Origin of the sequence: Mumia sp. zg.B53 (genome assembly GCF_019550935.1) — a bacterium.
Classification (GTDB): Bacteria; Actinomycetota; Actinomycetes; order Propionibacteriales; family Nocardioidaceae; genus Mumia.
The window spans coordinates 200,284-226,468 of the sequence record NZ_JAHWCK010000004.1 but is presented as its reverse complement, the minus strand read 5'-3'; the positions used below and the strand labels follow the sequence as shown (position 1 = coordinate 226,468).

At 69.6% G+C, this 26,185-nt stretch carries 29 protein-coding genes and 1 tRNA gene; 14 read left to right on the top strand and 16 right to left on the bottom strand.

The genetic code is table 11. From position 1 onward, the window contains the following. Positions 1 to 60: 60 nt before the first annotated feature. A tRNA-Lys gene (locus KV102_RS15390) sits at positions 61 to 133 on the top strand. A 483-nt stretch (positions 134 to 616) separates the two neighbouring features. Here KV102_RS15390 and KV102_RS15385 read toward each other — a convergent pair. Together KV102_RS15385 and KV102_RS15380 are read right to left on the bottom strand one after the other, a co-directional pair. Beyond that, positions 617 to 1,582 (bottom strand): excalibur calcium-binding domain-containing protein, encoded by a 966-nt coding sequence (locus KV102_RS15385; protein WP_220346801.1) that lies wholly within the window; start codon positions 1,580 to 1,582, stop codon positions 617 to 619. Positions 1,583 to 2,059: 477 nt separating this feature from the next. Continuing rightward, positions 2,060 to 2,542, bottom strand: a complete 483-nt coding sequence (locus KV102_RS15380; RefSeq protein ID WP_220365626.1) for a DUF6326 family protein — start codon at positions 2,540 to 2,542, stop codon at positions 2,060 to 2,062. Positions 2,543 to 2,704: 162 nt separating this feature from the next. On the opposite strand from KV102_RS15380, the gene KV102_RS15375 reads away from it, so the two are divergent. Together KV102_RS15375 and KV102_RS15370 are read left to right on the top strand one after the other, a co-directional pair. Next, positions 2,705 to 3,844 carry a histidine kinase gene (locus KV102_RS15375; RefSeq protein ID WP_220346799.1) on the top strand — a complete coding sequence of 380 codons (1,140 nt, stop codon included), beginning with the start codon at positions 2,705 to 2,707 and terminating at the stop codon, positions 3,842 to 3,844. Then, positions 3,841 to 4,497, top strand: coding sequence for a response regulator transcription factor (locus KV102_RS15370; RefSeq protein ID WP_220346798.1), 657 nt, complete (start codon positions 3,841 to 3,843; stop codon positions 4,495 to 4,497). The genes KV102_RS15375 and KV102_RS15370 overlap by 4 nt, the downstream gene beginning before the upstream one ends. Before the next feature lie 50 nt (positions 4,498 to 4,547). Here KV102_RS15370 and KV102_RS15365 read toward each other — a convergent pair whose 3' ends face one another. The 5 genes from KV102_RS15365 to KV102_RS15345 all read right to left on the bottom strand — a co-directional run bounded on the left by KV102_RS15365 (position 4,548) and on the right by KV102_RS15345 (position 8,408). Next, positions 4,548 to 4,865, bottom strand: a complete 318-nt coding sequence (locus tag KV102_RS15365; RefSeq protein WP_255559270.1) for a YciI family protein — start codon at positions 4,863 to 4,865, stop codon at positions 4,548 to 4,550. A 298-nt stretch (positions 4,866 to 5,163) separates the two neighbouring features. Beyond that, positions 5,164 to 6,090: a hypothetical protein gene (locus KV102_RS15360; RefSeq protein ID WP_220346796.1), complete on the bottom strand. Its 927-nt coding sequence runs from the start codon at positions 6,088 to 6,090 to the stop codon at positions 5,164 to 5,166. A gap of 85 nt (positions 6,091 to 6,175) precedes the next feature. Then, positions 6,176 to 6,901, bottom strand: coding sequence for an AAA family ATPase (locus KV102_RS15355; RefSeq protein WP_220341094.1), 726 nt, complete (start codon positions 6,899 to 6,901; stop codon positions 6,176 to 6,178). 298 nt (positions 6,902 to 7,199) lie between these two features. Further along, positions 7,200 to 7,637 carry an AAA family ATPase gene (locus KV102_RS15350; RefSeq protein WP_220346795.1) on the bottom strand — a complete coding sequence of 146 codons (438 nt, stop codon included), beginning with the start codon at positions 7,635 to 7,637 and terminating at the stop codon, positions 7,200 to 7,202. Positions 7,638 to 8,012: 375 nt separating this feature from the next. Continuing rightward, on the bottom strand, positions 8,013 to 8,408 hold the full coding sequence (locus tag KV102_RS15345) for a DoxX family protein (protein ID WP_255559271.1): 396 nt from the start codon (positions 8,406 to 8,408) through the stop codon (positions 8,013 to 8,015). Positions 8,409 to 8,540: 132 nt separating this feature from the next. Here KV102_RS15345 and KV102_RS15340 point away from each other — a divergent pair, with 132 nt between their 5' ends. Together KV102_RS15340 and KV102_RS15335 are read left to right on the top strand one after the other, a co-directional pair. Beyond that, positions 8,541 to 9,548 (top strand): RNA polymerase subunit sigma-70, encoded by a 1,008-nt coding sequence (locus KV102_RS15340; protein ID WP_255561118.1) that lies wholly within the window; start codon positions 8,541 to 8,543, stop codon positions 9,546 to 9,548. After that, positions 9,545 to 9,976 carry a DUF6069 family protein gene (locus KV102_RS15335; protein ID WP_220346794.1) on the top strand — a complete coding sequence of 144 codons (432 nt, stop codon included), beginning with the start codon at positions 9,545 to 9,547 and terminating at the stop codon, positions 9,974 to 9,976. The genes KV102_RS15340 and KV102_RS15335 overlap by 4 nt, the downstream gene beginning before the upstream one ends. Positions 9,977 to 9,992: 16 nt before the next feature. On the opposite strand, the gene KV102_RS15330 is transcribed toward KV102_RS15335, so the two are convergent. From KV102_RS15330 to KV102_RS15320, 3 genes are all read right to left on the bottom strand, one after another. After that, the gene (locus KV102_RS15330; RefSeq protein ID WP_220346793.1) at positions 9,993 to 11,099 is read right to left on the bottom strand and encodes a neutral zinc metallopeptidase; all 1,107 of its coding nucleotides are present in this window, start codon (positions 11,097 to 11,099) and stop codon (positions 9,993 to 9,995) included. Between the two features lie 106 nt (positions 11,100 to 11,205). Continuing rightward, the gene (locus KV102_RS15325) at positions 11,206 to 11,667 is read right to left on the bottom strand and encodes a GNAT family N-acetyltransferase (protein ID WP_220346792.1); all 462 of its coding nucleotides are present in this window, start codon (positions 11,665 to 11,667) and stop codon (positions 11,206 to 11,208) included. A 48-nt stretch (positions 11,668 to 11,715) separates the two neighbouring features. Then, positions 11,716 to 12,291, bottom strand: coding sequence for a hypothetical protein (locus KV102_RS15320; RefSeq protein ID WP_220346791.1), 576 nt, complete (start codon positions 12,289 to 12,291; stop codon positions 11,716 to 11,718). Between the two features lie 197 nt (positions 12,292 to 12,488). Between KV102_RS15320 and KV102_RS15315 the strand changes: the two genes are divergently transcribed. Beyond that, positions 12,489 to 13,505 (top strand): magnesium and cobalt transport protein CorA, encoded by a 1,017-nt coding sequence (locus KV102_RS15315; protein ID WP_220346790.1) that lies wholly within the window; start codon positions 12,489 to 12,491, stop codon positions 13,503 to 13,505. A gap of 73 nt (positions 13,506 to 13,578) precedes the next feature. Continuing rightward, positions 13,579 to 14,163: a dihydrofolate reductase family protein gene (locus KV102_RS15310; protein ID WP_220346789.1), complete on the top strand. Its 585-nt coding sequence runs from the start codon at positions 13,579 to 13,581 to the stop codon at positions 14,161 to 14,163. A 7-nt stretch (positions 14,164 to 14,170) separates the two neighbouring features. On the opposite strand, the gene KV102_RS15305 is transcribed toward KV102_RS15310, so the two are convergent. Further along, entirely contained in the window at positions 14,171 to 14,998 is an 828-nt protein-coding gene (locus tag KV102_RS15305; protein ID WP_220346788.1) for a hydrolase, read from the bottom strand. Positions 14,999 to 15,051: 53 nt separating this feature from the next. Here KV102_RS15305 and KV102_RS15300 point away from each other — a divergent pair, with 53 nt between their 5' ends. Beyond that, complete coding sequence (locus KV102_RS15300; protein ID WP_220346787.1) at positions 15,052 to 15,783, top strand: SDR family NAD(P)-dependent oxidoreductase; 732 nt, start codon at positions 15,052 to 15,054, stop codon at positions 15,781 to 15,783. 7 nt (positions 15,784 to 15,790) lie between these two features. Here KV102_RS15300 and KV102_RS15295 read toward each other — a convergent pair whose 3' ends face one another. From KV102_RS15295 to KV102_RS15275, 5 genes are all read right to left on the bottom strand, one after another. Continuing rightward, on the bottom strand, positions 15,791 to 16,411 hold the full coding sequence (locus KV102_RS15295) for a DNA-binding response regulator (protein WP_220346877.1): 621 nt from the start codon (positions 16,409 to 16,411) through the stop codon (positions 15,791 to 15,793). Next, complete coding sequence (locus KV102_RS19650; RefSeq protein WP_220341083.1) at positions 16,408 to 17,547, bottom strand: histidine kinase; 1,140 nt, start codon at positions 17,545 to 17,547, stop codon at positions 16,408 to 16,410. The genes KV102_RS15295 and KV102_RS19650 overlap by 4 nt, the downstream gene beginning before the upstream one ends. Further along, positions 17,544 to 18,362, bottom strand: coding sequence for an ABC transporter permease (locus tag KV102_RS15285; RefSeq protein ID WP_220341082.1), 819 nt, complete (start codon positions 18,360 to 18,362; stop codon positions 17,544 to 17,546). Before KV102_RS15285 ends, KV102_RS19650 begins: the two co-directional genes overlap by 4 nt. Continuing rightward, positions 18,359 to 19,333 (bottom strand): ABC transporter ATP-binding protein, encoded by a 975-nt coding sequence (locus KV102_RS15280; protein WP_220341081.1) that lies wholly within the window; start codon positions 19,331 to 19,333, stop codon positions 18,359 to 18,361. Before KV102_RS15280 ends, KV102_RS15285 begins: the two co-directional genes overlap by 4 nt. A gap of 89 nt (positions 19,334 to 19,422) precedes the next feature. Beyond that, positions 19,423 to 20,472, bottom strand: coding sequence for a LacI family DNA-binding transcriptional regulator (locus tag KV102_RS15275; RefSeq protein ID WP_220341080.1), 1,050 nt, complete (start codon positions 20,470 to 20,472; stop codon positions 19,423 to 19,425). A 30-nt stretch (positions 20,473 to 20,502) separates the two neighbouring features. On the opposite strand from KV102_RS15275, the gene KV102_RS15270 reads away from it, so the two are divergent. The 6 genes from KV102_RS15270 (at position 20,503) to KV102_RS15245 (ending at position 26,175) form a co-directional block, all read left to right on the top strand. Beyond that, the gene (locus KV102_RS15270; RefSeq protein WP_220346786.1) at positions 20,503 to 21,669 is read left to right on the top strand and encodes a sugar MFS transporter; all 1,167 of its coding nucleotides are present in this window, start codon (positions 20,503 to 20,505) and stop codon (positions 21,667 to 21,669) included. Positions 21,670 to 21,728: 59 nt separating this feature from the next. Beyond that, positions 21,729 to 22,247 carry a PadR family transcriptional regulator gene (locus KV102_RS15265; RefSeq protein ID WP_220341078.1) on the top strand — a complete coding sequence of 173 codons (519 nt, stop codon included), beginning with the start codon at positions 21,729 to 21,731 and terminating at the stop codon, positions 22,245 to 22,247. Continuing rightward, positions 22,244 to 22,927, top strand: a complete 684-nt coding sequence (locus KV102_RS15260) for an ABC transporter ATP-binding protein (RefSeq protein ID WP_220346785.1) — start codon at positions 22,244 to 22,246, stop codon at positions 22,925 to 22,927. Before KV102_RS15265 ends, KV102_RS15260 begins: the two co-directional genes overlap by 4 nt. Further along, entirely contained in the window at positions 22,924 to 24,297 is a 1,374-nt protein-coding gene (locus tag KV102_RS15255; protein WP_220341076.1) for a hypothetical protein, read from the top strand. The genes KV102_RS15260 and KV102_RS15255 overlap by 4 nt, the downstream gene beginning before the upstream one ends. A gap of 74 nt (positions 24,298 to 24,371) precedes the next feature. Beyond that, positions 24,372 to 25,208, top strand: coding sequence for an SDR family oxidoreductase (locus KV102_RS15250; protein WP_220341075.1), 837 nt, complete (start codon positions 24,372 to 24,374; stop codon positions 25,206 to 25,208). A 172-nt stretch (positions 25,209 to 25,380) separates the two neighbouring features. Next, positions 25,381 to 26,175, top strand: a complete 795-nt coding sequence (locus KV102_RS15245) for an SDR family oxidoreductase (protein ID WP_220341074.1) — start codon at positions 25,381 to 25,383, stop codon at positions 26,173 to 26,175. Positions 26,176 to 26,185: the final 10 nt, after the last annotated feature.

The window sequence follows — 26,185 nt, the reverse complement described above, 5'->3', positions numbered from 1 at the left end:
GACTGGTCTGGAGGCCCTGCTAAAGTTCCTACTGCTTCGGACGACGGTCTAGGGCACCACGCGCCATTAGCTCAATTGGCAGAGCAGCTGACTCTTAATCAGCGGGTTCGGGGTTCGAGTCCCTGATGGCGCACACACAAGCAGGTCAGACGCGGTCAGCGTCTGACCTGCTTCTCGTCTACCCAGCCTTTACCCTCACCTTTCGCGTTCGGAAGCCCGGCGGAGTCGCATCGAGATCATGAGCACGTTGGTGGCAGAGCTCATCCAGGGCCTCCGCGTGTGGCTATTCGACACGTTCCCACCCACGCCAAAGGGCTGTGGGTCGAGGGCGTCGACATGACCTCGATCGAGGGCTGGCTGCCTGACGGGGTCGCGCGGCAGCGCACACTCAGTGCACGAGGTGTGGCCGCCCTCTCCGGACTCGGCGAATGCAGACTCGATGAAGGAGCGCCAAGGTGCAGTTTTCCAGGCGCGGCCAGGTTCCCTCATTAGACACCGCGTGATTCGAGGACCTCCGCCGTGCCTCCAAGTGCACAGTCAGCGCCATCTCTTGAGCTACTCATTCGGAGGGCCGCGCTCGACTATGGACGAGCGCGGCCCGCCGATCAGACTGACGTCAGCGCTCGCAGGCGACGCCGTCCTTGTCCCTGTCCCTCTTGACATTTAGGCGGTAGACCCTGGCGAACACCTCGGCGCCATCGCTGTGCTTGCGAGCCGCAGACGCCGAGCGGGCGACCCCGCGCGGGTAGTCCTTAGCAAGTGCTGAGCATCGCGAGTACGCCTTGACGGGCTTCTTCACCTTGAAGGAGCGGGCAGCGTTCGAGCCGAACCCGACACGGTTGCGGGCCTTCACATAGACCCGATCCTTGCCGTTGTGGAGCAGGCGGCGGGGAACCTTGAACGAGCGCCGCGATGCCGCGACGTTCTTGGTGTACAGCGTCTTGCTGCCCTTCCTCACCATGATCTGGTAGCCATGGATACCCGCGCCACCGTTGCTCGACGGAGCCGCCCACGAGACCTTCCGCTTCTTTGCGTCGACCTGACTGGAAACCTTCAGCGACCGCGGCGCGCCGGGCTTCTTCGCGGTCGGGACCGGCGCGGCCTGACGGTTAACGGCGAAGAAGTTGTAGTCGCCCTCGGTGTAATAGTCGTCGCTCTCAGGGAGGTACTCCGCGTAACCCCAGAGCACTGTCCAGGTGCCTGTTACCGCCGATGCCGAGAAGGTCAGCGGGATCGACCCCGATGGCGCGTCACCGTAGAGGCTGCTCACCTCCCCAGTCGACACGAGGTTGTCGTTGCCGTCGTAGACCTCGTAGGACAACAGCCAGTCATCGTCAGGCGCGACCCAGTAGGTGGCACTGCGGGTCACACTCCCCGAGCGCGGAAGCGTGAAGTTGCCCAGGCTGACGTCGGAGTACAGCGCCGTCCCGGCCACGCCACTCGCCACGAGGTCTCCGGAAGGCTTCACGAACGCCTTCTTTGCCTCACGGCCGAGCTCGCTGGTGTCCGTTGCATTCGCGGTTCCGGCCAGGCCCACCAGCAAGGCGAGGGCTGCCAAGAGGGCGACGGGTATCTTGAACAAGGGTCTCACTCCTGTTGTTGGGTCCCCCTTTGTATCGCCCGTACGGGTCAGCCGTGGGCAGAGTTCATGACCTCATCCGAGCGAGTCGGCATGCAAGACGAGTAGGGACCGAGAGTTGGGCCGACGAGTCGACTGCCAAGATGTGCTCGCGTGGCGAGATCGATGTTCCACATCGACGCGGGCGCCCGCAAACGTGCGGTGTTCAGCGACGCGCTGATGCCGCGACCAGTGCTTCCTTGCCATCGGGCGCGTCTTGTCGCCGCAATCGACCTTGCGCACCGGAGCGTGCGGCGCGCCGCAGACACGGAACCTCCGGCTCATGCTCAACCGATCGAGCATCACCGGTTCGGGGTTGGAGTCCTTGACGGCGCACCACCCACGAAGGCCAGGCATCACGATGATGCCTGGCCTTCGTCGTACGCCCCCGCTGGTCGAGCGATCCCGTCCCGCCGCTGGCACGACGGGACTGCTCTTGGCTCACGCGTGCTGCTGGGCGCGAGCCGTTCCACGGTCCGGGGTGGTCGCCGACGATGCCGTGCGGGGCCAGGTCCAGGCCAACCGGACGATGAGGGCGAGAAGAATCAGCTCCAGGACGACGCCAAGGCCGAAGAAGTACAGCCAGGACTCGCCTGCCACGTTGAACGCCGTGACGGGGACGTAGACCGCGGCCACGACGAGGTTCGCGATACGGTTCGCCCGGGCCGGCAGCGTCGTCGACAGCACGACCATGAAGATCGGGAAGGCCATGAGGGTCAGCGCCGCGGTCGAAAAGGTCTGAGAGAGGTCGAACTCGAAGACCCTGCCGTCAAGGATGTCGTCGACGACGCCGGGCGTGAAGAAGTTCAGAATGTCCACGTAGGCGTACAGGAACATGAGGCTTGTCCACGCTGCGGCGAGCTTGACTCTCACCGGGATCGGCTGGTCTTCCAGCGCCGCGGTGGTGGGTTGACGCTTTCTCATCATGGGCTCCGTTGGTGTGGTGCGGATCGGTAGGTCCACGCTCGCTGAGCCCGGCGGCGGGCGCCTCGGTCCGGAGGCCGGAGTTCACCTGGCCGATGGCATGGTCTCTCGCTCGTACTTTCGGCGGGTACGCCGAGGCGCGCGGATCCCTAGGCTGGGCCCGTGGTCACTGTCCGGCGCTCCCTCTGGCACGAGCCGCGGCCTGCTGACGCCCCACCCGTCGGTCGTCTCGACTGGCTGCTGGTGGGAGTGTTCGCGGTCGCGGCCTTGGTCGAGGGCATCGTTCGTCCGGACCTGACCTGGCGACCCGTTGTCACGGTGCTCGCCCTGGCGCTGATTCCTGCCCTGCTCTGGCGGCGGGACCGCCCTCTGACAGCCGCCCTGGTCGGGTGGGGCGTCGCCGGGCTGCTCTCGGTCCTCCAGCTGACTGCGCACGCCGGGGACCTCGGCCTCTACTCCATGATGGCCGTGCTGATCCTGCTCTACTCCCTGGTGCGGTGGGGCTCGGGACGGGAGATTGTCCTGGGGACGGCGTTCGTGACCTTCGTCGTCGCGCTGGGGATGTACGCATCCTCCGTCGGCTGGGCCGACGTGTTCGGCGGAAGCGTCCTCTTGCTGTTGTTCGTCGCCCTCGCGGCGGTGTTCCGCTACCGCGCAGACCTCTGGCATCGCCAACAGCGCGAGATCCGCAATCAGGAGCGGGTGGCGCTGGCGCGCGAGCTGCACGACATCGTGGCCCACCACGTGTCGGCCATCGCGGTGCAGGCGCAGGCCGGTGGCGTGGTCGCCGGCATCCAACCTGAGAGGGCTGCCGAGATCCTGGCCGCGATCGAGTCCGAAGCGTCGTCGACCCTTGCGGAGATGAGATCCATGGTGCGGGTGCTGCGTGAGGAGGAAGCGGTCACCTACTCACCGCCGAGGGGTGTCGCGGACCTGCCCGCTCTCGCGCGCGCCGACGCGACGCCCACCGTCGAAGTCTCGCTGGACGGTTCGTCAACCCAGCTGGCACGACCCGTCGACGCCGCGCTCTACCGGCTTGCGCAGGAGTCGCTGACCAACGCCGTACGGCACGCGCGGAGCGCGACCCGCGTCGGGATCGACGTACGCCGGGAGGGCGACGCCGTCAGGCTGTGTGTCAGCGACGATGGACAGATCGAGCCGGGGCCAGCCCCGGACCCTGGGTTCGGCCTGCTGGGCATGGCCGAGCGCGCCCATCTCCTCGGTGGATCGCTCTCCGCGGGGCCGGGGCCTGATGGCGGCTGGGTGGTCGAGGCCGTGCTGCCGGTGGAGCCGCTGGCATGAGCATCCGTGTCGTCGTCGCCGACGACCAGGATCTGGTCCGGACCGGGCTGGTGATGATCCTCAGCGCGCACCCCGATCTCGAGGTCGTGGGGGAAGCGGCAGACGGGCTCGAAGCGCTCGACCTGGCGACCCGGCTGCGACCCGATGTCCTCCTCGTCGACATCCGGATGCCCGGGCTCGACGGCGTCGAGGTGACGCGGCGCCTGGCCGGGCCAGACGTGACGGACCCGATGGCGGTCGTCGTGATCACCACCTTCGACCTCGATGAGTACGTCCTCGGCGCCCTACGCGCCGGCGCTCGCGGCTTTCTGCTCAAAGACGCCGGGCCGGACATCCTCGTGCAGGCCATCCACGCGGCGGCCAACGGGGACGCGCTGATCGCCCCCAACGTCACCCGCCGGCTGCTGGCGACCTTCGCCGACCAGGCGCCGGTGGTGCCGTCCCAGCCGATCGATCCGCTCACCGAGCGCGAGGAGGAGGTCCTCGCGCTGGTGGCACAGGGCCGGACCAACGCCGAGATCGCCACGGAGCTCTTCGTCGGCCTGAGCACGGTCAAGACCCACGTCGCCTCGTTGATGACCAAGCTCGGCGCCCGCAACCGCGTCGAGATCGCGATGTGGGCATACGGCACCCGACGCGTGAGAGCCGATTAGCGGTACAGATCGCAGACCGCCAGCTCGGGAACCCCGCTCGGCGACCGAGCTCACTCCCCCGCCGGCACCTGGAAGGCCCGGACCTCGATCCGGCCGCCGAGGGCCTTCGACGCCCGGGCAGCCCAGCCGAGGGCTGCCTCCTCATCGGCGACGTCAATCACCCAGAAGCCCCCGAGGTACTCCGGCGCCTCCACGAACGGGCCGTTGACGGTGCTCAGCGACTCGCCGGTGTTGTCGACCGTGATCGCGCTCGAGGGCGGCATCAGACCACCCGCGAAGACGAAGGCTCCGGTCGACGTCAGCTCCTCGATGATCGCGCCGGTGGCCGCCATGGCCGCCTCGAGTTCAGCCGGGTCCATGGTCTCCATGGTCGGCTCCTCATCGGAGTCGTGCGGGACGGAAAGCAGGAATTGGCTCATGCGGTGTACGACCGTCCTCGACGCGGGGACTCATCGGCCCACGTACCGGCCCAGTCTTAATCATTCAGATTAGGAGTCAAGGCAGCACCCACGCTGACGTGAGCCAGCTGACCACCACGGCCCGGTCCGTGGCCGGAAGCCGGACTCGATGTCTCGCAGGCGGGAGACGCGCGCGGTGAGTCGTGCCGGCAGATGGCTACCTACACGGGTTCGAAGGCGCGCAGCTCCTCCGAGCCGCCGTGGACGATCACGCACGTCGACTCCGGGACCTCCCGCTACGCGCCGCGCAGGTCGCCGAGCAGCTCGGAGACCACGAGCCGGGTGTCGTCCGACAGTCCGTGCAGCGCCGCCGCAACCGATCGAACTGACGCCGCACCACACCGGCGAACCCGCCCGGTTCGTCCTCGAGCATCTCGGGAAAGCGGTGCTCCTGCCCCCGCCCGTCGACCGCCACCCAATAGCCCCCGGCCATCCTCCCTTCTTCGGGCGGGATTCCCTTGGAGCGTTCATCCTGCTCCTGGCTGATGGGAGGAAGCTCCGCGCGGATCGAGCACCACAGGCGCCCTCGGAACAGGACCGTGTGCTCCTCCCACAGCGCAGACCGTGTCGCCGCGAGGTCCTCCGTAGCCTGATCCCACCCGTGCTCGGAGACGTACCGGGCCCACTGGTCACTGGTCACATGGACCCACGTGGTGGGTTCGTCGAGCTGCTCAACCTCGAGGGTCCCCGGACCGACCTCCCGCGCCACGACGGCCTCACCACTCAGATCGTCGAGCAGAGCGGCCCACCACTCGTCGCGCGTGGCGCCGTCGATGGCCGGAGGGAGTGTGCCCGCGACATCGGAGTCGCGATCGCGGACAAGACCGTAGATCCTCCCATCGAGCTCCCGGACGAGGTATGGCGCAAACACCGCCGGATCCTCATACCCGGCGTCGCTGCGCCACTGCCGATCGAACAGCACCTGCGACCGCACCTGCAGCGCCCCGTCCGCACCGCTCCCGTTGACCTCAACATCGACGTCGACGTCGTCGAACCCATCCTCGTTGGCGACCACACGGAGGCCCGAAACACGCCATTCGCTGCCGTACCCGGTGAATCGATCGATGCCGATTCCAGGGTCGTTCGCGTCGAAGATCCTCTGCAGCTGCGCCAGATAGGCGTCGTCGTCGATCACGGGGGCAGTCTGCACCCTCGATGTCCACCCGTCCACCATCCGGGTGGCTCGCCCGTTCCTCGAGCGCAGGCACTCGCGGCGCTGGTCAGCCGCCGGGGTCGAGCAGGTGACGGAGGTACCGCTCGGGCGTCTCGAGGTATGCACGCCAGTGGCGTACGAGCTCGAGCTCCTCCCAGCGAGCGTCCCGCAGACCCCAGGGACCGACCTCGATGATCCGCGCGGCGGGAAGCGAGGCGAGGACCGGCGAGTGAGTCGCGCACAGCACCTGTGCGCCCGAGCGCGTGAGGTCGTCGAGGCGCGCCATCAGCCCCAGCGTCGACGCGAAAGACAGCGCGGCCTCCGGCTCGTCGAGCACGTAGAAACCCGTTGAGTTGAAGCGTGCCTCGAGCACCGCGAGGAACGACTCCCCGTGACTCATCGCGTGGAAGTCCGGACCGCTGCCCGGGTTGTCCTCGAGGAACGTGTACCAGCCGTGCATCGTCTCTGCGCGCAGGAAGAAGCCCCACCGCCCTGATCCGATGCCTCGCTGCAGCAACAGCGAGCCGTGCAGATCTGACTCCGTACGGCGCGTCTGGTGATGCCCGTAGGCGGTGCCACCCTCAGGCGACAACCCGTACGCGACGGCGATGGCCTCGACGATCGTCGACTTGCCCGACCCGTTCTCACCCACGAGGAACGTCACGCCGGGTGCGAGGTCAAGGCCCTCGCTGAGAAGCTGCTTCACAGCGGGGATGTCGCCGGCCCAGTCGTCGGGCAGCGGCGCGCCCGGGTTCGCCGATACTCGTACCACCGGCTGCTGATCGAAGCTCACGCGACCACTGTCGCATCACGGCAAAGGCGAGACCGCACGCGAAGCATCGCGATGGAAACACGTCGAGCATTCGGGATGGTTACCCCGCCAGGCGGTGCCATCCTCCGTGTACCCCGGCCGACCACGCCTCCCACCCAGGTCGGACAGCTGCGCGCAGCGACAGCCCACCGCGATCTTTCGTGCCCGCTCCCCCCGCCGCCTCGCGGTTCGGCAGCTCCAGGACGGCGAACCCGCCGCTGAGTTGCCGACGGAGGTCTGGCGAGAGGAACAGGTCGGCCACGCGGGTCGAACGAACCGACTACCTACGTTGCTCGCTCAGGTCAGGGAAGCTCGGCCACCGATGGGCAGCCCACGTCAGCCAGGGGCCGAAGCCACGTGGCGGACTGGGAATTGGGCCGTCGTGGAGCTCGTCCGCTGACGGGCGCTCGAAGACCGCAAGAGCTCGTTCGTGGTCCGACTCCTGCAGGTCGAAGGTGGTCTCCGGGTCGCTCTCCCATCGACCTGCGGCCCGGGCACGGCGCTCGGCGTCCGGCAGGTCGACGACGTGCATCTCGAACTGCGCGTCCGCGTGCTCGGCGATCGCACGTACGGCCCATCGCTCAGCCGCCACCCAGCAACCGAAGTCCACGACGACCGACGCCCCAGCGCGGAGGACCTGGTGGGCCGTCCAGAGGAGCCGCCCTTCGAGGATGTCGCGCTTTCCGTCGGCCTCCGGGTCACCGAACAGCGGGATCATCCATTCGTCAGGGGTGAGGCGTACGGCTCGTGCATGTCTTCGAGGCCGCGAGCGACCGTGGTCTTGCCGACGCCAGGCAGCCCGACCATGAGGTGAAGGGTTGCTGTCGCGGTCACGGGGCAAGCCTGTCACGTCGCAAGCACGCAGACCCACGACTGACCCAGCCGGCCGCGAGCGACACCGATGATGGCCACCACGACGGGGCTTCTTGGGCACGAAGGTCGTGGTGACGCCACCTACGAAGACGACCACAGCCAGCAGACCTGTGGCGATCCACAGCGACACGCACATGTCGAGGTTCATGTCACGAAGACACCGTGCGACCACTCGTTGTGACAGGACGGCTTCCTCGACGAACGAGCCGTACGCCGCCGATCAGCTCACGAGCGGATAGTCGCCGAAGCGACCCCATGCGATGAAGGCCGCAATCGCGAGATAGAACCCAGTGAGTGCCACGAGGGCTGGCTGCCCCAACCGGCCATGAGTGATCATCGCCCCGACCATGAGCACCACCCAACAGGCGGCAGTGACGGGGGCCAGCACTGGCGCGATACCGACGACGGCGGGAACGATCAGCCCCACGGCGGCCAGGAGCTCCAGGACACCGAGCGTCTTGACGAAGCCGACGCTCGCATCAGCGGTCCATTCACCACCGCGCTGTGCAGCCAGCCTCTCCTTGGGGATGAAGGTCTTCGTGACTCCACCCACCACGGCGACCAGGGCCAGCAGGCCGGTGGCGATCCACAGCACCACGTTCATGTCGAGGTTCATGTCATGGAGACGCCGCGTGACCGCGTGCTGTGACACGAGGCGGCGCTCCTGCCCCGACTGAGTCGAGTGATGACTAATCCCGCCCTCCCCCGTCACACGTACGACGGGACACGAAAGAGGGAAGGATGACCGATGAGTACGGACACGCGGCTGGAGGAGATCGACATGGGCGATCTGGGCGGGAGCGGTCTCGGCATGCTCGACGGGCAGGCGTTCTCGGGACAGGTGGAACGGCACCGCCGTGAGCTGCACGTGCACTGCTACCGGATGCTCGGGTCGTTCCAGGATGCGGAGGACACGGTCCAGGAGACGTTCCTCCGTGCGTGGCGGCGCCGGGAGACCTTCGAGGGCCGGTCCACATTCCGCGCCTGGCTCTATCGCATCGCCACCAACGCCTCCTTGGACCTGCTGGCCAAGCGTCGCCCGGAGCCGGCGACCGGCGGGGAGGTGCCGTGGTTGCAGCCGTACCCGGACCGCCTGCTCGACGAGATCCGAGCCGACGACGCGGACGAGCCCGAGAACGCCGCCGTGTCGCGGGAGACGATCGAGCTCGCGTACGTCGTGGCCGTCCAGCACCTCGCGCCGCGTCCGCGGGCCGTGCTGATCCTGCGTGACGTGCTCGGCTGGCCGGCGAAGGAGGTCGCGGAGCTCCTCGGAGACTCGGTCAACTCCGTCAACAGCGCCTTGCAGCGTGCCCGGGCCGGCATGCGGGAGCACCTGCCCGCCGAGCGTCAGGACTGGACCGGCGGCGAGGAGGACGCCGGGACTCGCGAGCTGGTGCGCCGCTTCACCGAGGCCAGCGTGGACGTCGACATCGACGCGCTCGCCGCGATGCTCAGCGACGACGTGAGGTTCTCGATGCCGCCGACGCCCGGCCTGCACGTCGGCCGACAGGCGGTGGTGCGCGACTGGGTCGAGGACGGCTTCGAGAGCATGACGGGGTTGCGCGCGGTGCCCACCGCGGTCAACCGCCAGCCGGCGTTCGCCGCCTACCACTGGCAGGAGAACGAGAACGCGTACCTGCCATTGACGATCGACGTCCTGCGGATAAGCGGCGGGAAGGTCACCGAGATCACCATCTTCCACGCCGACCAGTTCCCGCTGCTCGGGCTGCCGGACCGCCTGCAGGCGGACGCATGAGGTGGCTCGTCGGCGTCGGCGTGCTCGCCACCCTCGCCGCGGTCGTCGTCACCACCCTCACCGCCGCGCTCGCCCGTGCGACAGGCGTGGACTTGGAGGTGTCGGACGGCGAGGCGATCCCGTTGGCCGGGATCTCGGTGGTGACCGGCTTCTTCTCGCTCGTCGGCGTCGTCATCGCCGCCGCGTTGTTGCGCTGGAGCGCTCGCCCCGCCGCGTGGTTCGTGCGGACGGCGGTGTCGCTGACCGCGATCTCGCTCGTCCCACCGTTTCTCGCCGAGGCGGATGCCGCCACCACCGGCACACTGGTCGGCCTGCACCTAGTCGCCGCGGCGGTGATGATCCCGACGCTGGCGCGAATGTTGGCTCGCCCTCTCGGCGACCGCCGCCGCGACCGCCCCCGAGCCCTGAGGCCGGGGGCGGTGCGGTGACGCTCTCCTGTCTCCCTCAGTTCCCGGCGATGATCCCCGGCAGCGCGGCCTCGAACAGGTCGATGAACGTCGCAGCCGGCAGCACGTAGCTCTTCGGCTGGGCAGCAGCCGCGAGCTCGGCGCCCCACGCGGCGGCGCGCTCGCGCTGCAGCGGCGTCCCGTGGTGGCCGGGGCTGGCGAAGCTGCAGTCTCCCACCGTGTAGAAGCTCAGCAGCGCGTCGGTGACCCGCTTCTTGTTGAGCGCGAGGCCCTTCTTGTGCGTGCCGTAGTACGACGCCATCGCGTCGGCCATCAGCTCCGTACGGCGGGTGGCCGCCGACGGATCGGACGGCCCGGTGTCGAAGACGCCGAGCTCGAACTGCACATGGTGGGCGAACTCGTGCGCCATGATCACCCGCGGACCGACGTCGCCGAGACCGATGGCGTCGTACGCCTCGAGGATGCCGTCACCGAAGACCAGCTTGTCGGGGAGCGCCTTGAGGAAGGGATCGGTCTCGTCCTCGCCGCTGAAGGCAAAGGCGTTCAACGTCCAGAATGGATCGTCGTAGAAGTCGCCCTGCGCCTGCATGAAGGTGGCGACGGTCTCGGCCTCGCGCTGGATCTGCGCCGGCGTCAGCGGAGCGATCTGCCTGGTCGCGACCATGGCGGTCAGCGTGGCGGCGATGCGGTCGGCGTCGAGCAGGACGTCACCGTGCATGGCCATCAGCTGGATGTCGGCGGACTCGATGTCCCAGAAGCGCCGGAGGTCACGGAAGGTGTTCTGGAGCTGGTGCTCGTGGGACTCCAGCGCATAGTCCGGGTCACCGGTGGTTCCGAAGAAGAGCGCGTCGTAGGTGGGAACACTCGTCAGGACGTTGAGGTGGGCGGCCGCGAACCTGAGCTGCTCGGGCGTCCAGTCGGCGATCAGGCCGTCGACGTACGAGTCGAGCAAGGTGCTGCCGCACTCGCTGGGCGAGACGGCCCGCTCGAACGCGGCCTTGGCCGGGATCTCGACCAGGTCGCGGTCGGTTGATGTCGCGGTGGGCGTGGGGGCCGCGGTCGCGGTGGCGACCGGGCTGACCAGCCCCAGGGCCAGGAGAATCGTGGCGCCGAGCGCCACGAGCAAACGGGTGGATCTGTTCACGCGCGTCTCCTCGAGGTGAGACCCGGACGGCAACGCAGCCGGGTCGTGTGGTCCCGTCAACATAAGACGTCGCGGCGCGCTTGGCGAGAGGTACGAGGACGCCCGGTCAGGGCGAGGAGCGCACCTTGCGCAGGTGCACCCGCCCGTACGGATCGTCGGCGGCGACGCGGGTGATCTCGAACCCGTGCCGGCGATAGAACGCGATGTTCTCGACCATCGTCTCGTGGGTGTAGAGGCGCACCTCGTCGTACCCGCGAGCCGCGGCCTGGGCCTCGGCCCACACCAGCATCGCCCGGCCGAGTCCCTGCGACTGCCGCGCGGGAGCGACCGCGATGTTCTCGATCAGGAGGTGGTCCCCCTCCCCCCGGGTGACCACGACAGAAGCGATCTCGCCGTCCTCGCGCACGACGTGGATGTCGCCGTCCGCGATCGCCCGCCCGTAGTCGGTGTTCATCGGTGCCGGCTCGCCACCGATGGCCTCGACGTACGGCGCGTACGCACTGCGCACCATCTGGCGGACGGCGCCTGCGTCCGCGGGCTCGGCGGGTACGGGTGTTACCTCAGGCACCGGCACCACGATCCTCCGTGCGACCCCGCGCCGCAACGAACCGGCCGGTCAGAACGGCGCGTGACCGTCGTCCCGCAGGGCCGCCTCCGTGATCACGAGGAGCATGACCAGGCCCGCGAGTACGGCGATCGCCGGGGCAGCCGTCTCGGTCCACGCGAGGCCGAGCACCAGCCCCACGACACCGAGCGCGGCCATGGCCAGACCGAGCCGGATGAACATCGGCGTGTGGAAAGCCCGGGCGAAGGGCAGGAAGTGCAGCCCGACGGCGAGCACGATGACGGCCGGGAGGACGTCGACCTTGTCCCCCGCGTCCAGCGCCATCTGTCCGACCTGGACCAGGGCGAGCATGCCGACGACGCTGGCCAGATAGATCCAGGGGGCACTGCCGCGGACCGGCTCGGGCTCGGGGAACCAGCGCGGCCTGACGAACACCGCCCAGACGTACGCCGCGAGGGCGCCCACCCACAGGACCACCGCAACGATCGAGGCCGTCGACGGCAACTCACCCCGGTTGGCATGGACGAACACGCTGGCGCCCGCGGCGCCGATGGTCGTGCCCCACACGCGCGGATCGCCCGTGCGCCGCAGCCCTCGATCGACGACACCTGCGGTCGTGACCGCCATCTGATCTCCCCATCGGCTCGTGCAGGCCTCCCCCGCGACGCCCCATCATCCACTGCGGCAGAAGCCGGTCGCAACGCGCGCCGCGTGTCGGCGCCGCGGCCGGATCCGGTCCTTCTGAGGTTGCCGAATCCCGGTGGCGTCAGCGCCTCACGCGCGTCAGCGGGGTACGGTCGGCGTGGCAATGAGGGGAGGCAGCAATGGGGATCGTCGACAACGCCGTGTACGTCGGTGGGGCACGCAAGGTGGAGCCGCCGACCCTCGAGGACACCTACGAGCTGTTGCGAGACGAGCACGGCATGGGCTGGATCGGCCTCTACCGTCCGTCACGCGAGGAGATCGACTCGGTCGCCGCGGAGTTCTCATTCCACGAGCTCGCGGTAGAGGACACGATCCGTGCTCACCAGCGCCCGAAGCTCGAGCGCTACGGCGACGTCCTCTTCACCGTCCTACGGCCGGCGCGTTATCTCGACGCCGAGGAGCGCGTGGAGTTCGGCGAGGTCCACGTCTTCACCGGAGCCGACTTCGTCGTCACGGTCCGGCACGCAGAGGCTCCGAACCTCGGACACGTCCGGAGTCGCCTCGAGGCAGCGCCGGACCTCCTCTCCCTCGGCCCGGAAGCCGTCCTGTACGCCATCTTCGACGAGGTCGTCGACGAGTACGGTCCGGTCGTCGACGGGTTGGAGAACGACATCGACGAGATCGAGTACCAGGTGTTCGCCGGCGACCCCGCGGTCTCGCGACGCATCTACGAGCTGTCTCGCGAGGTCATCGAGTTCCAACGCGCCACCCGCCCGCTCATCGGCATGCTCGACGCGCTGCGCAGCGGCTTCGAGAAGTACGAGGTCGACGAGGAGCTGCGACGCAACCTGCGCGACGTCGAGGACCACGTGATCCGGGTCGTCGAGCGGGTGGAGGGCTTCCGGCTGCTCCTCCAGAACATCCTCGCCGTCAACTCCACGCTCGTCGGCCAACGGCAGAACGAGGAGATGCAGCGTCTGACCGAGGCCAGCCTGCTCCAGAACGAGGAGGTCAAGCGCATCTCCTCGTGGGCGGCGATCCTCTTCGCGCCCACTCTCGTCGGCACGATCTACGGGATGAACTTCGAGCACATGCCCGAGCTCGGGTGGCTGTTCGGCTACCCCTTCGCCATCGCGCTGATGGCACTGGTGTGCGCGACGCTCTACGTCGTGTTCAAACGACGTGGCTGGCTCTAGCCGACGCCGATGAGTTTCGGCGCGGAGCCGGTCTCCTCTGCAGAGAGTCGACCCAGCCCGCGAGGAGATCAGCATGACCGCCAGCTACACGTTCGACATCGTCTCCACCCTCGACGGCTTCGGTTCGTACGGAGAGGGTGGCGACTGGGGCGGCTACTGGGGCAAGCAGGGCCCTGAGTTCCTCGCCCACCGCCTTGCCCAGTGCGAGGCCGAGCAGAGGATGGTCCTCGGCGCGAACACCTATCGGGAGTTCGTCGAGATCCTGGGGCCGAGCGCCGAGAGGACACCAGGGGCAGACCCGATCAACGACCGCATGGTGAGCATGCCGACGACCGTGGTCTCGTCGACCATCACGGGGCCGCTCGACTGGCCGAACGCGAGCGTCGCGAGCGGCGACGCCGTGGACGTCGTCGCCCGTCTCAAAGCGGAGTCCGACGTGCCGCTGCGCTCGCACGGCAGTCTGTCGATGAACCGCGCGCTGATGGCGGCCGGGTTGGTCGACCGCCTCCAGGTGACCCTCTTTCCCGTCATCAGCGGTCAGACGGGGATGGCCCCCGTCTTCGGCGGCGCCGCCGACTTCGACCTCGAGCTGCTGGAGACCCGTACCCTCGACGGCCGCACCCAGGAGCTCGTCTATCGCCCGAGCCCGCACCGCTGAGCCTGCCTCAGCCGTCGGTCCGGATGCCGGTCTCGTCGTCGTGGTCGCCGCGCACCCAGGCGATGTGGCGGGCGGCGGAGTACGCGAGAACGGCCTTCGCGTCACCGTCGATCGGGTTGCCGAAGTTGCCGATGATGCGGTCGAAGTCGAGGGTGCTCAGCCGGTCGGCGATCGCCTGGACGACGGCCGCCGACAGCGGGATCTTGTTCGGATAGCTGCGCATGAAGCCCAGCGACCGCCGGTCGGGGTTCGGGAACACCGTGTCGCCGCTGAGCAGGAGTCCTCCCCCGCTGGCGTCGCCGGCCCAGTGAGCGACCGCCGCGCCAGCAAAGTGGCCGCCGACGCGATGGAGGGTCAGTCCCGGCGCCAGCGCGTGGTCGTCCTCCCAGAGCCCGATGCGCTCCGTACGACGTCCGACCCAGCCCTCGTCCGACGCGCACACCAGCACGGGAGCGTCGAGGGCGTCGCCCCACGCGGTCTGGACGCCGAACATGTGCGGGTGGCTGGCGGCGACCGCCAGCACGGGACCACGATCGAGGATCCGGGCGGCGGTCTCGTCGTCGACGTAGCCGGGCGGGTCCCATAGCAGCGATCCCTGCTCCGTCGTCACCAGCTGCGCGGTCTGACCGATCCCCACCTTCGGGTCGGTGGTGAGCTCGGCACGACCTGGCTCGCGGTCGGTCCAGACCAGTCGCTGGCCTGCCGCGCCGAGCTCCGCCGTCGTGGTCCAGCGCTGACCGTCGACCGGCACCCACTGGCGCTCGTCGGCACATATCGGACACACCTCGGGGAGCGGCTCGCTGTACTCGACGCCGCACGTCGCACAGATCTGCATCGCAACCTCCCTAGAGTGAGGAGCATGGACGCCCCCTCTGGTTCAGAGCGATCATGGCACTGCTGCTGGTGACGGGAGCGTCGACGGGTCTCGGACTCGCGACCGCGACGACTCTCGCATCGGGCGGGCACGACGTCGTGCTCCACGCCCGCAACGCCGACCGCATCGAGGACGCCAGCGTCCTCGACCAGATGTACGCCGTCGTCTACGGCGACCTCTCACGCCGTGAGGAGACGGTCGAGGTCGCCCGGCAGGCTGACGCGATCGGCCGGTTCGATGCCGTCGTCCACAACGCCGGCGTCATGCGCGGCGAGGACGTCCTCACCGTGAACACGGTGGCACCGTTCGTCCTCACCGCGACGATGACACCGCCCGGGCGGGCGATCTTCCTCAGCAGCGGGCTGCACCACTCCGGCTCACCGCAGCGCCTGGCGCCCGACTTCGCCCGGCCCGGCCGCACCTCGTACGGGGACAGCAAGCTCTTCGTCACGGCGTTGGCCCTGGCGCTGGCTCACCGCCTGCCGCAGACCCTGTCGCACGCCGTCGACCCCGGCTGGGTGCCGACCCGGATGGGTGGCCCGTCGGCGCCGGAGAGCCTGGAGGACGGTCACCGGACCCAGGTGTGGCTCGCGACCGCCGACGACGACTCGATCGACCCGCGCACGGGTTGCTACTGGTACCACCAGGCTGTGCAGGCACCCCATCCCGCCGCGTCGGATCACGGATTCCAGGACGCGGTGGTCGACGCGCTCGAGGCCCGCACCGGCATCCCTCTCCCGGCCTGACCAGCCGCTAGATCCACCCCAGCTCGAGAGCCTTGAGCGCGGCCTCGTACCGGTTGGTGACCGCGAGCTTGGTCATCGCGGCCGAGAGGTAGTTGCGCGTCGTCCCGACGGCCAGGTGCGCACGTCGCGCGATCTCCTCGACCGACGCGCCGTCGAGCGCGAACTCGAGCACGTCCGCCTCGCGTGCGGTCAGTGGCGAGTCACCGGCGCTGATCGCCTCCGCCGCCAGCGACGGGTCGACATAGCGGCCACCCTGGTGGACCGTACGGATGACCGACGCGAGCGTCGCCGCGGAGCTCGTCTTGGGGACGAACCCGCGTACGCCGACCGACAGCGCCCGCTTGAGATATCCCGGACGCCCGTGGCTGGTCACGATGAGGATGCCGGCCTCGGGAGTGGTCTCCAGGACGCGCACCGCGGTCTCGATCCCGTCGAGCCCACCCATCTGCAGGTCGATCACCGCGACGCCGAGGGGCTCGCCGGAGCGTGCCCGCTGCTGCCAGACCGCGAGCAGCTCCTCCCCTGACTCCACGTGCGCGACGACGTCGAGGTCCGCCTCCAGGTCGAGCATCGTCGCGACCGCCGTACGGATCAGGGTCTCGTCATCAGCCAGGAGCACGGGAATCATCGGGTCGGCCACCGAACCTCCAGGACGTACTCGTCATCGCGTGCCACGGTCCGCATCGTCGCGCCCACGGCCGCCAGCCGCTCGGCCAGCCCCTGTTGCCCCGATCGCACCTCGGACACCGCACGCGGCGCGTCGTTGGTCAACGACATGCCGTCGGCTCCGAGCGCGAGCGTCGCGAGGGTAGCCGAGGAGTGCTTGACGATGTTGGTGGTCCCCTCCCGGACGACCCAGGCGGCGGCCTCATGGTAGGCGTCGGGCACGGCGGAGGCGTCACCCTCGACGACGAGCCGGCAACCGGCCGCCGACAGCAGGGACTGCGCGCCGGCGACCTCCGCGGCGAGACTGACCTCGCGGTATCCGTGCACCAGCGCCCTCATCTGCTCCATCGACTCGACGGCCAGCACCTTGACCTCCTCCATCTCGGTGGCGGCGCGCTCCTCCTCTCCCGCCCGCAGCAGCGTCGCGGCGAGCTCGCTCTTGACCGCGACCGCCGAGAACCCGCGGCCGACCACGTCGTGCAGGTCACGAGCGAACCGCAGTCGTTCCTCGGCGACCTGCAGCTGCGCCTCGACCGACCTGGCTCGCTCGAGGTCCTCGACGACGCGCAGCGCCCAGAGCGTCAGCACCGTGGTCCCTGTCATGAACACACCCGCCAGCGCCACACCCACCGCGACGCCGAGCATCCCGGCCGGCGAGGTGCCGTACGCCAACCCGGCGACGACGGCGAGCACCCCGACGGCCGGCCACCTCCAGCGCAGGAACGGGACGATCGCGACGGCGACCATGAGCACGGCGAGCACCCCGGTCGTACGCGCGTCGTCGACCGCGGTGTCGTCCGTGGAGGTGTGGACGACGACCGAGGCCACGGCACCGACGACGACCACGACCGACACGGCAGCACCCGCCATCCACCGCTGCACCGCCCTCGGCCAGTCGGCCAGCTCCGGACGTGCCTCGATCGCGACCGCGATCGCCAGGGCGACGACGATGATCCCGATCCGCGCCCACACCGTGCTCGCGACCAGGGCGGTCACCACGAGCACCACCCCGAGCGCCACCTCGAGGGTGAACCGGCTGTAGAGCCGGAACCGCTGCCAATCGCTCAGCCCGCCCCACCACGAGGCGACGCGTGTCACCCGCGGTCGTCCCAACGAAAGCTCCGCTGCACGACCACGAGGGTGAGGACCGTCCATGCGACCAGTGTGGCAACCGGGCGCCCGAGCTCGCCGAAGGATGCCGCGAAGTCCACCACGTCGGCATCCGTGGCGGCCAGCGGCCGACCGAGCGCTCCGACCGAGACGAGGTCGGAGACCGCGGCGAACGGCGTCCAGTCGACGACCGCGGCGATGTTGTCGGGGAAGACGCTGCGCAGGCTTCCCAGGCCGGCCGTGGCGAGCGCGATGACCGGCAGCGAGGTGATCTGCGCGGCCTCGGCGTTCTTGGTGTGTGCTGCCGTGACCAGCGCGAGCAGCGCGAACACGACGAGGCCGCCGACCAGACCGAGGACCATCGCCAGCGCGTTCACCGGCATCGGTGCGCCGGTGGCGTAGACGACGACGGCGACGGCTCCCGCGCCGGCGAACGCGAGCAGCGCGCCAGGCACCGCGGGTGCCGACATGATCTGCCAGTCGGCGGCCTCTCCGGTCCGCAGCCGCTTGAGCACCCCCTCGCCGCGCCGGGTGGTGACCATCGACAGCACCGAGTAGTACTGCACGAAGACCAGGGTGATGAAGGCGACCATCTCGAGGGCGGTCGCCGCCAGCTCGGGTGTGCTTCCGCCCGTCCGGCGGCCCACGACGTACGGCAGCAGGGGGATCGCGATCGGGAACGCGGTCCCCATGAACATCAGGGTCCGGTTCCTCCGGAACTGGAGATACTCCGCCTTCGCCAGCGCGAGCAGAGGTCGCGTACGGCTCTGCACCGTGGCAGGGGTGGTCGCGGTCGTAGTCATGCCGTTGCTCCCATCGGTACGGCGGCGGTCGCGGAGGTGCGTTCGCCCTGGGCGATACGGAGGAAGACGGACTCGAGCGAGGCGGCGCGCGCATCCAGCCCGGTGAGCCGCAGCCGCTGATCATCGGCCCACTCCAACAGTTCCGACAGGTGACGTTGCAGGTCCGGGGTGGTGATCGTGACGCGAGCCCCTGCATCCACTGTCGCGTCGCGCAGCGGAGGCAGGGCCAGGCCGGGGTGATCGAACCGGATCGTGGCCGGCTCGGAGTCGACGATCTCGCGCAGCGTGCCGCTCGTGACGATCGCGCCGTGGTGCATGATGGCGATCCGGTCGGCCAGCGCCTCGGCCTCGTCGAGGTAGTGCGTCGTGAGCACCATCGTCACCCCCGCCGCCTTGAGGTCGGACAGCAGCTGCCACGTCCCCCGACGGCTCTCCGGGTCGAGTCCCGTGGTCGGCTCGTCGAGGAACAGCAGCTGCGGCTGCCCGAGCAACGCGCAGGCCAGGTCGACGCGGCGGCGCTCACCCCCGGAGAGCGCCGCCACGCGTACCCCGGCGCGGTCGGTCAGCCCGACCCGTTCGAGGACGTCGTCCACCGTCGTCGGCGTGCTGCACGTCCCGCGCCACATCTCCAGCGTCTCGGCGACGGTCAGCTCGGCGGGGAGCCCGCCGGACTGGAGCATCGTCCCCACGTACGGCCGGATCTGCCGCCGGTCACGGACGGGGTCGCGCCCGAAGACCCGCACCTCCCCCGCCGTCGGCTCCGCCAACCCCTCCAGCACGTCGAAGGTCGACGTCTTCCCGGCACCGTTGGTCCCCAGCAGCGCGAACACCTCACCCTCGGCAACCTCGAGATCGATCCCGCGGACCGCTTCGAAGACGGATCTCCCCTCGCCGTACACGCGCCGGAGCCCGCGCACCGCGATCACCGGATCACGGTGCTCGGTCCTGGTTGTTCTCAGGTCTTCGCTCATGTCTCCACCCTGCCGGGGCGGGGACACCGCCAGTAGTGCCCGATGTCACCGGTGCGTGTGGAGAGGCAATGCCTGAGCCATGACGAATGTCATCGGCGGCCGGTTCTCTCGGTCGACGCCCTGCGGACGACTCTCCACGCGTCGCGGTGGTCCGGTGCCGGGTCACCGAGCGCGGCGGTGGCGCAGGCGACGCCTTGCTCGCGCAGCGACTGGGCCACCGTCGTGAGCTCGCGCTCTCGAGCGGCGTCGGAGTCGTCCCAGCCGCTGATCCGCACCGTGCCGGGGATGGCCTCGAGCGCGCCGACCGCGAGCTGGTCGCTCATCGCGGCGACAGCGTCGATGTCTGGTGCCACGTCGAGCATCTGCCGCATGACCGATCGGGCGTCGCCCGGGTCGTTCGTCCGGCACACACCCACGAGCACGTCGGACCACGCGATCCCGCGGTCGTCGGCCGCGTCGCGGTATCCGGCCAACCGGTCACGGGTCACGGGGTACGCGACGGTCGTCGGGTCAAGTCCGGGGGCCAGGAAGGTCTCCCGCTGACGGTCCACGGGAAGGCTCAGCACCGCAGGACGCCAAGCAGTCGCGAACACGGCTGCCCCCACCTCTCGCGCGGCGGCATGGTTGTCGATGCCGATCAGCGTCGCACCCTCGAGGCTCGGCCCTCCGTGGACGACGACGGCACGTCGCGTGCTGCGGGCCGCCTCCAGGATCGGGTCGTCGGCGGTGGTCGTCCACACCACGTACGCGTCGACGGCCGCACCGACCACCCGGTCTCGGTCGCCCTCCCCCGTACCCGTCGGCACGATCTGGAGACCGTACCCGCGCTCGGCGCACACCTCGGCGACGCCGGCCAGGAAGGCGACGGCCTGGGGGTCGTCGAAGGCGTACGTCAGGTGCTCGCCGAGCACCACGCCGAGGGTCTGCGTGGCGCCGTACCGGAGAGAGCGCGCGCTGGGGTCCGGACCGGGATAGCCCAGCGTCGCCGCGGCGTCGAGGACCTTGGCCCGGCTCTCTTCCGACACGCGGTCCGGGCGGTTGTAGGTGTAGGACACCGTCATCGGGGACACCCCCGCGACGCGGGCCACGTCGGTCATCGTGACGCGTCGCGACGAGGACGGGCGAGATGACGGTTGCATGACGTCACTCTATCTGTGTAGCGTTACACAATGACCAGCGAGACCTCCTTCAGCAGGGACGCCTCGACCGCCCTCTCCTACTCCGCGCTGCTGTGCTTCGCGTTCTGGAACTACGGCTACGGCCCCGCGCTCTCGTTGCTGCGAGACGAGCTGCACTTCTCCTACACGATGCTCGGCGTGCACACCGCGGTCTGGTCCATCGGCACCGTGATGACCGGCATCACCTTCCCCCTCGCGGCCCGAAGGCTGTCCCGTGCCGCGCTCCTGTGGGGCTCAGGCGCGCTCGCCACCTTCGGCACCCTCGCCTTCGTGGCGGGATCGACCACGTCCCTGACCCTGCTCGGCGGCTGGGTCCTGGGGCTCGGCGGGACGACACTGCTCGCCACGATCCAGGGGATCCTGTCCGACCGCCACGGCGCACGTCGTGACCGCGCACTCACCGAGGCCAACATCGGCGCCGCCGCGTGCGCCGTGGTCGCACCCCTCGCCCTCGGCGCACTGGCTGTGGGCCCGCTCGGCTGGAGAGTCGCGTACCTCCTCCCCGCGGTCGGGCTCGGATGGCTCTTCCTGCGGTATCGACGGCAGCCGATGCCCACTCCGTCCGACCGGCGCACCGTACGGCGGGACGGCCGCCTGCCGCTCGCCTGCTGGGTGTTCGCCGGCCTTGCCGCAGGCGGCATGGGCGTGGAGTTCTGCCTCGTCTACTTCGGCGCCGAGCAGCTCCGAGCCATCGGCCTGACGGCGACGACTGCGACCTTCGCGATGAGCAGCCACTTCCTCGGGCTGCTCGTCGGTCGACTCCTCGGGGCGACGGCGACACGGCGCCCCGGCCGTACCGTTCCCCTGCTCCACCTCTCGCTCGTGACGACCACCAGCGGCTTCCTGCTCTTCTGGCTGGGCACGGCACCGCTGGCGGTCGTCCTCGGCCTGTTCGTCGCGGGCCTCGGCATCGCCAACCTGTATCCGCTCTCGGTCGCGCTCAGCCTCGGCGCCGCGGACGGGCACGAGGACCGTGCGAACTCCCTCTCCCAGCTGCTCGGTGGCCTGGTAGTCATCACCGCTCCGTACCTGCTCGGCACCGTCGCCGACCGCTTCGGCCTCACCACGGCATTCGCGATCGAGCCCGTGCTCATCGCCGCGTGCCTCGCGCTGCTGCTCGCCGGGCTCCGGGCGGGCTCGCACGCCGCGTCGCGGTAGCGACGACAGTCGGCCTCGACTATTCACACTGTGTATTCATTCTGTGTATAGTCCTCGCCATGACACTGGCACACGCGCTCCTCGGCGTCCTGAGCGAGGGGCCAGAGCACGGGTACGACCTCAAGCGCGCGTACGACGAACGCTTCCCTGCAACGAAACCCCTCGCGTACGGCCAGGTCTACGCGGCTCTGGCATCGATGGAGAAGCGCGGGGAGGTCGAGCAGCTCGAGACGATGCCCGGCAACGGTCCCGAGCGCACCGTCTACGCGATCACCGACGTCGGGCGTACGGCACTCGACCGATGGCTGGGGCAGACCGAGCCCGCCGGGCAGTACGCCGCGATCGACCTGGTCCGCAAGACCGTGACCGCGTTGCGCCTGGGCGGTGACGCGGCCGGGTTCCTGCAGCGCCAACGTGCCGATCATCTCGAAGCCATGCGGCGACTGCGTCACCAGATCGCCGAGACCGACGAGCTCGCGCAGCGCATCGCGCTCGACCACACCCTGACCCACCTCGACGCCGACCTCCAGTGGCTCGAGGCATCCCGACTCCGCATCGTCGAGAGGACCCGCAGATGACCACTCCCCCGACCGTGGAGGCGACCAACCTCCACAAGGCGTTCGGTCCCACACCCGCTCTGCGGGGTGCCTCGCTCCGCGTCGCCGACGGAGAGTCCGTCGCCATCACCGGCCCGTCAGGCTCAGGCAAGTCCACGCTGCTGTTGTGCTTGGCCGGCGTGCTCACACCCGAGACCGGCACGGTGAACATGCTCGGCACCGACCTCGACCAGCTGAGCACCACGGCGAGGACGCGGCTGCGACGCCGTGAGATCGGTCTGGTTCTCCAGTTCGGTCAGCTCGTCCCGGAGCTGACCGCGACCGAGAACGTCGGACTTCCTCTCCTGCTGGAGGAGAAGAACCGCGCGGCAGCGACGACGATCGCCCTCGACTGGCTCGACCGGCTGGGCGTCGGGGCGGTCGCCGACCAGCGCCCGGGAGAGCTGTCCGGCGGGCAGCAGCAACGTGTCGCGATCGCGCGCGCACTCGTCACCGCCCCGCGGTTGATCCTCGCCGACGAGCCGACGGGAGCCCTGGACTCCGTCTCCGCCGAGTCTGTTCTCGACCTGCTCGTCACCACAGCTCGCGACACCGGAGCCAGCCTCGTGATCGTCACGCACGACAACCGGGTCGCCGCAGCGGCCGACCGCGACGTGGTGCTCCGCGACGGGGCAGTCGAGCGTCTGGTCGATCAGGCATGAGACCGCCCGCGCTGGCGGTGGTCGCGGCTGCCGGACGCGCACGACCAGCCATGCTCGCACTCGTCACAGCTCCGGTGGTGGCGCTGCTGCTGATCGCGGCCTCGATCGCGCGGATCGATCCGAGGGCCGATGCGTCCTGGGTGTCGTACGGTCCCACCGAGCACGGGTTCTCGAACGGCGGTGGGGAGGTGCTGCTGGCACCGCTCACCGATCCCGGCACGCGAGGTGGAGTCCTGTTCGCGATCCTCCTCATGACGGTGCCCCTGCTCGTCCTCCTGCGGCAGGCCGTACGCCTGGGGTCGTCAGCACGTGACCGCCGTTACGCCTCGCTGCAGGTGGCGGGGGCAACGCGACAGGACCTTGTCAGGTGGGCAGCTCTCGAGGTCGTTGGGCCCACCGCGGTGGGTGTGGTGCTCGGGTTCGGCCTCTGGCAGCTGTCGCGGTACACCCTCGGCTGGCCACGCTTCGACCCCGGAGGTGCCGGCGGGCTCGTCCCCACTGAGACAGGCCCGGCGTGGTGGGCCCTCATCATCGTCCTGCTGGTGATAACCGATGCGGCTGTCGTCGGAGCGCGCGCAGGCGGGCGCTCGGCAGACGCCTGGTTCGCCTCGAAGGCCCTGCCACGCCCGCCCGGCATCTGGCGGCCGGTCATGCTGCTCCTCGTGGTGGTCGCCGTCCCCGTTCTCTCCCTTGCGCTCTTCGTCGAGACCGGCATCGACTCTCAGGTCGTGATGATCCCCGTGATCGCGCTGTTGATCGTCGCGCTCGCCGCGTTTGCCCCCTGGTTCGGCTGGAGGATCGCTCGTGCGGTCGCGGTCCGGACGAACCGAGTCGAGACGCTCCTCGCCGCGCGGCGTCTGTCTGCCGATCCGCGACCGGCAGCTCGCGCAGCCGCGACCGCCGGCGCTGCCGCCCTTGCCTGCAGCGTCGCCATCGGTCTCGGGATCGACACTCGGGCCGGCGGCAACGTAGACACCAGCTTCACCGTCGCGCTGCTCGCATGCCTGGCAGCGATCGTCGCGTCGATGGGCATCATCGCCATCGCGATCGTCGTCCGATCAGCTGAGGCCGTCGCCGAACGGCGGCGCGAGATCTCCTCCCTGGTTGCGACCGGCGTGCCTGCCGAGGTCGTCACGTCTTCGCTGGCGGTGGAGGCACGTCTCGTCGCGCTGCCGGTGACCGTCGTCGGCGCTGTCATCGGCACCCTCTCGATCGCCGCGCTCAGCAGCGACAGCGGTGCTGGCGTCGCCACGCTCGTCGGACTCGTCGCGACGATCGGCCTCATGGTCCTCGCGCTCCACCTCGCGAACCGCCTGACCCGCAGCGTCGTACGAGGTGCCCTCACGGCGGAGAACCTGCGAACGGAGTAGTCCTTGACCTCGAGCGACGTTGAAGTCCTAGCGTCGGTCGAGACATCGGCGACTCGTAGGAAGGACGGACTTCGATGATTCTCGTAACCGGAGCGACCGGCAAGGTAGGCCGCCCACTCGTCGAACGACTCGTCAGCGACGGACACAAGGTGCGTGCGATGTCGCGCTCGGTGGACCGCACGGACGTTCCTGACGGAGTGGACGTGGTCGCGGCCGACATCCTCGACCTGGACGCCCTGGCAGATGCGGCCGACGGTGCCGACGCCACGTTCCTGCTGTGGCCGTTCTCCTCCCCCGAGCACGCTGCACGCTGGGCGCCGGGGGTGGTCTCGACGATCGCCGCACGCTCGCCTCGGGTCGTCCACCTGTCCGCGCAGGCGGCTGAGGGCAGACCGCAGTCGTTCTGGGCGATCGTCGAGCGCGAGGTCGAGGAGCGTGCGCGTGAGTGGACCCAGCTGCGACCGGTCGGCTTCGCCGGCAACACCCAGATGTGGGCCGACCAGATCCGTGCCGGTGACGTGGTGCGCTGGCCGTTCGGCGCGGCGAGACGCCCGCTCGTCGACGAGCGCGACATCGCCGACGTCGCGGCCGCCGCCCTCACCGGCGACGGCCACGCCGGTCAGCGGCACGTGATCAGTGGGCCCGAGCTCCTCCGGCAGGACGAGCAGGTGGCGCTGATCGGTCAGGCGCTGGGGCGGGCCCTGCGATGGCAGGACCTCGGTCGAGACGAGGCGCGCGAGCTGCTACGCACCGCGCTGGGAGGGTTCTCCTCGCCCGACGCCGTCCTCGACGGGTGGGAGTCGTTCATCGCAGATCCCGAGCCGGTCACCACCACTGTCACCGACATCACCGGTGCTCCCCCGCGCAGCTTCGCGACCTGGGCGCGCGACCACGCACACCTCTTCCGTTGATCTCCCGCGGCCCCGTCCGCGATGTGCGCAGTTCGTCAAGGTTCTCGGCACGGAGTTCGCATACCAACTGCACAAATCGGGCGCGCGGCGGGACGGGGACACCTAGGGCGTACGGGTGTGGTGCGGCGCTGACGGGGAACGGATGTCGAGGACCCACTCGACAGGAGGACCCATGACCCGTACGCATCCCCGGCTCGCCATCGTCACCGGCAGCGACTCCGGCATCGGCCAGGCCACGGCGCAGCTGCTCGCCAGCGAGGGCTTCGACGTCGGCCTCACCTGCCACCACGACACCGAGGGCGTCCGCGAGACCGCCAAGGAGATCGAGGCACGCGGGCAACGGGTGTACGTCGAGTCCTTCGACGCGGCGAACCCCGACGCGGGAGCGCTGGTCGACCGGCTCGTCGAACAGCTCGGAGGCCTCGGGGTGCTGGTCAACGTCGCCGGTACGGGTCACTCCGACAAGGTCGTCGACCTCCCTCTCGACACCTGGCGGCACGTGATCGCGACCGATCTCGACGGCCCGTTCCTCACCTCGCAGCGCGCGGCTCAGGTGATGATCGACGCAGGCCAGGGAGGCCGGATCATCAACGTGACCAGCGTCCACGAGCACCTCCCCCGAGCGGGCTCCGCGGCGTACTGTGCCGCCAAGGCTGGGCTCGGCATGTTCACGAAGGTGCTGGCCCTCGAGCTCGGCGAGCACGGCATCACCGTCAACGCCGTCGCCCCTGGCGAGATCGCCACCGAGATGACCGGCATGGACGAGTCCGAGGCGTACGACCAGGAGCGCCCGGGCAACCCCCTCGGACGACCCGGCCACGTCGCCGAGGTCGCCTCGGTGATCGGGTTCCTCGCCTCACCGCGGTCGGCGTACGTCACCGGCGCCTCGTTCACGGTCGACGGCGGCCTGAGCCTGATGGCGGCGCACGGTCACGACCAGGCCAACTCCGACTGGCGCGACGTCTGAGGGCCGCCGG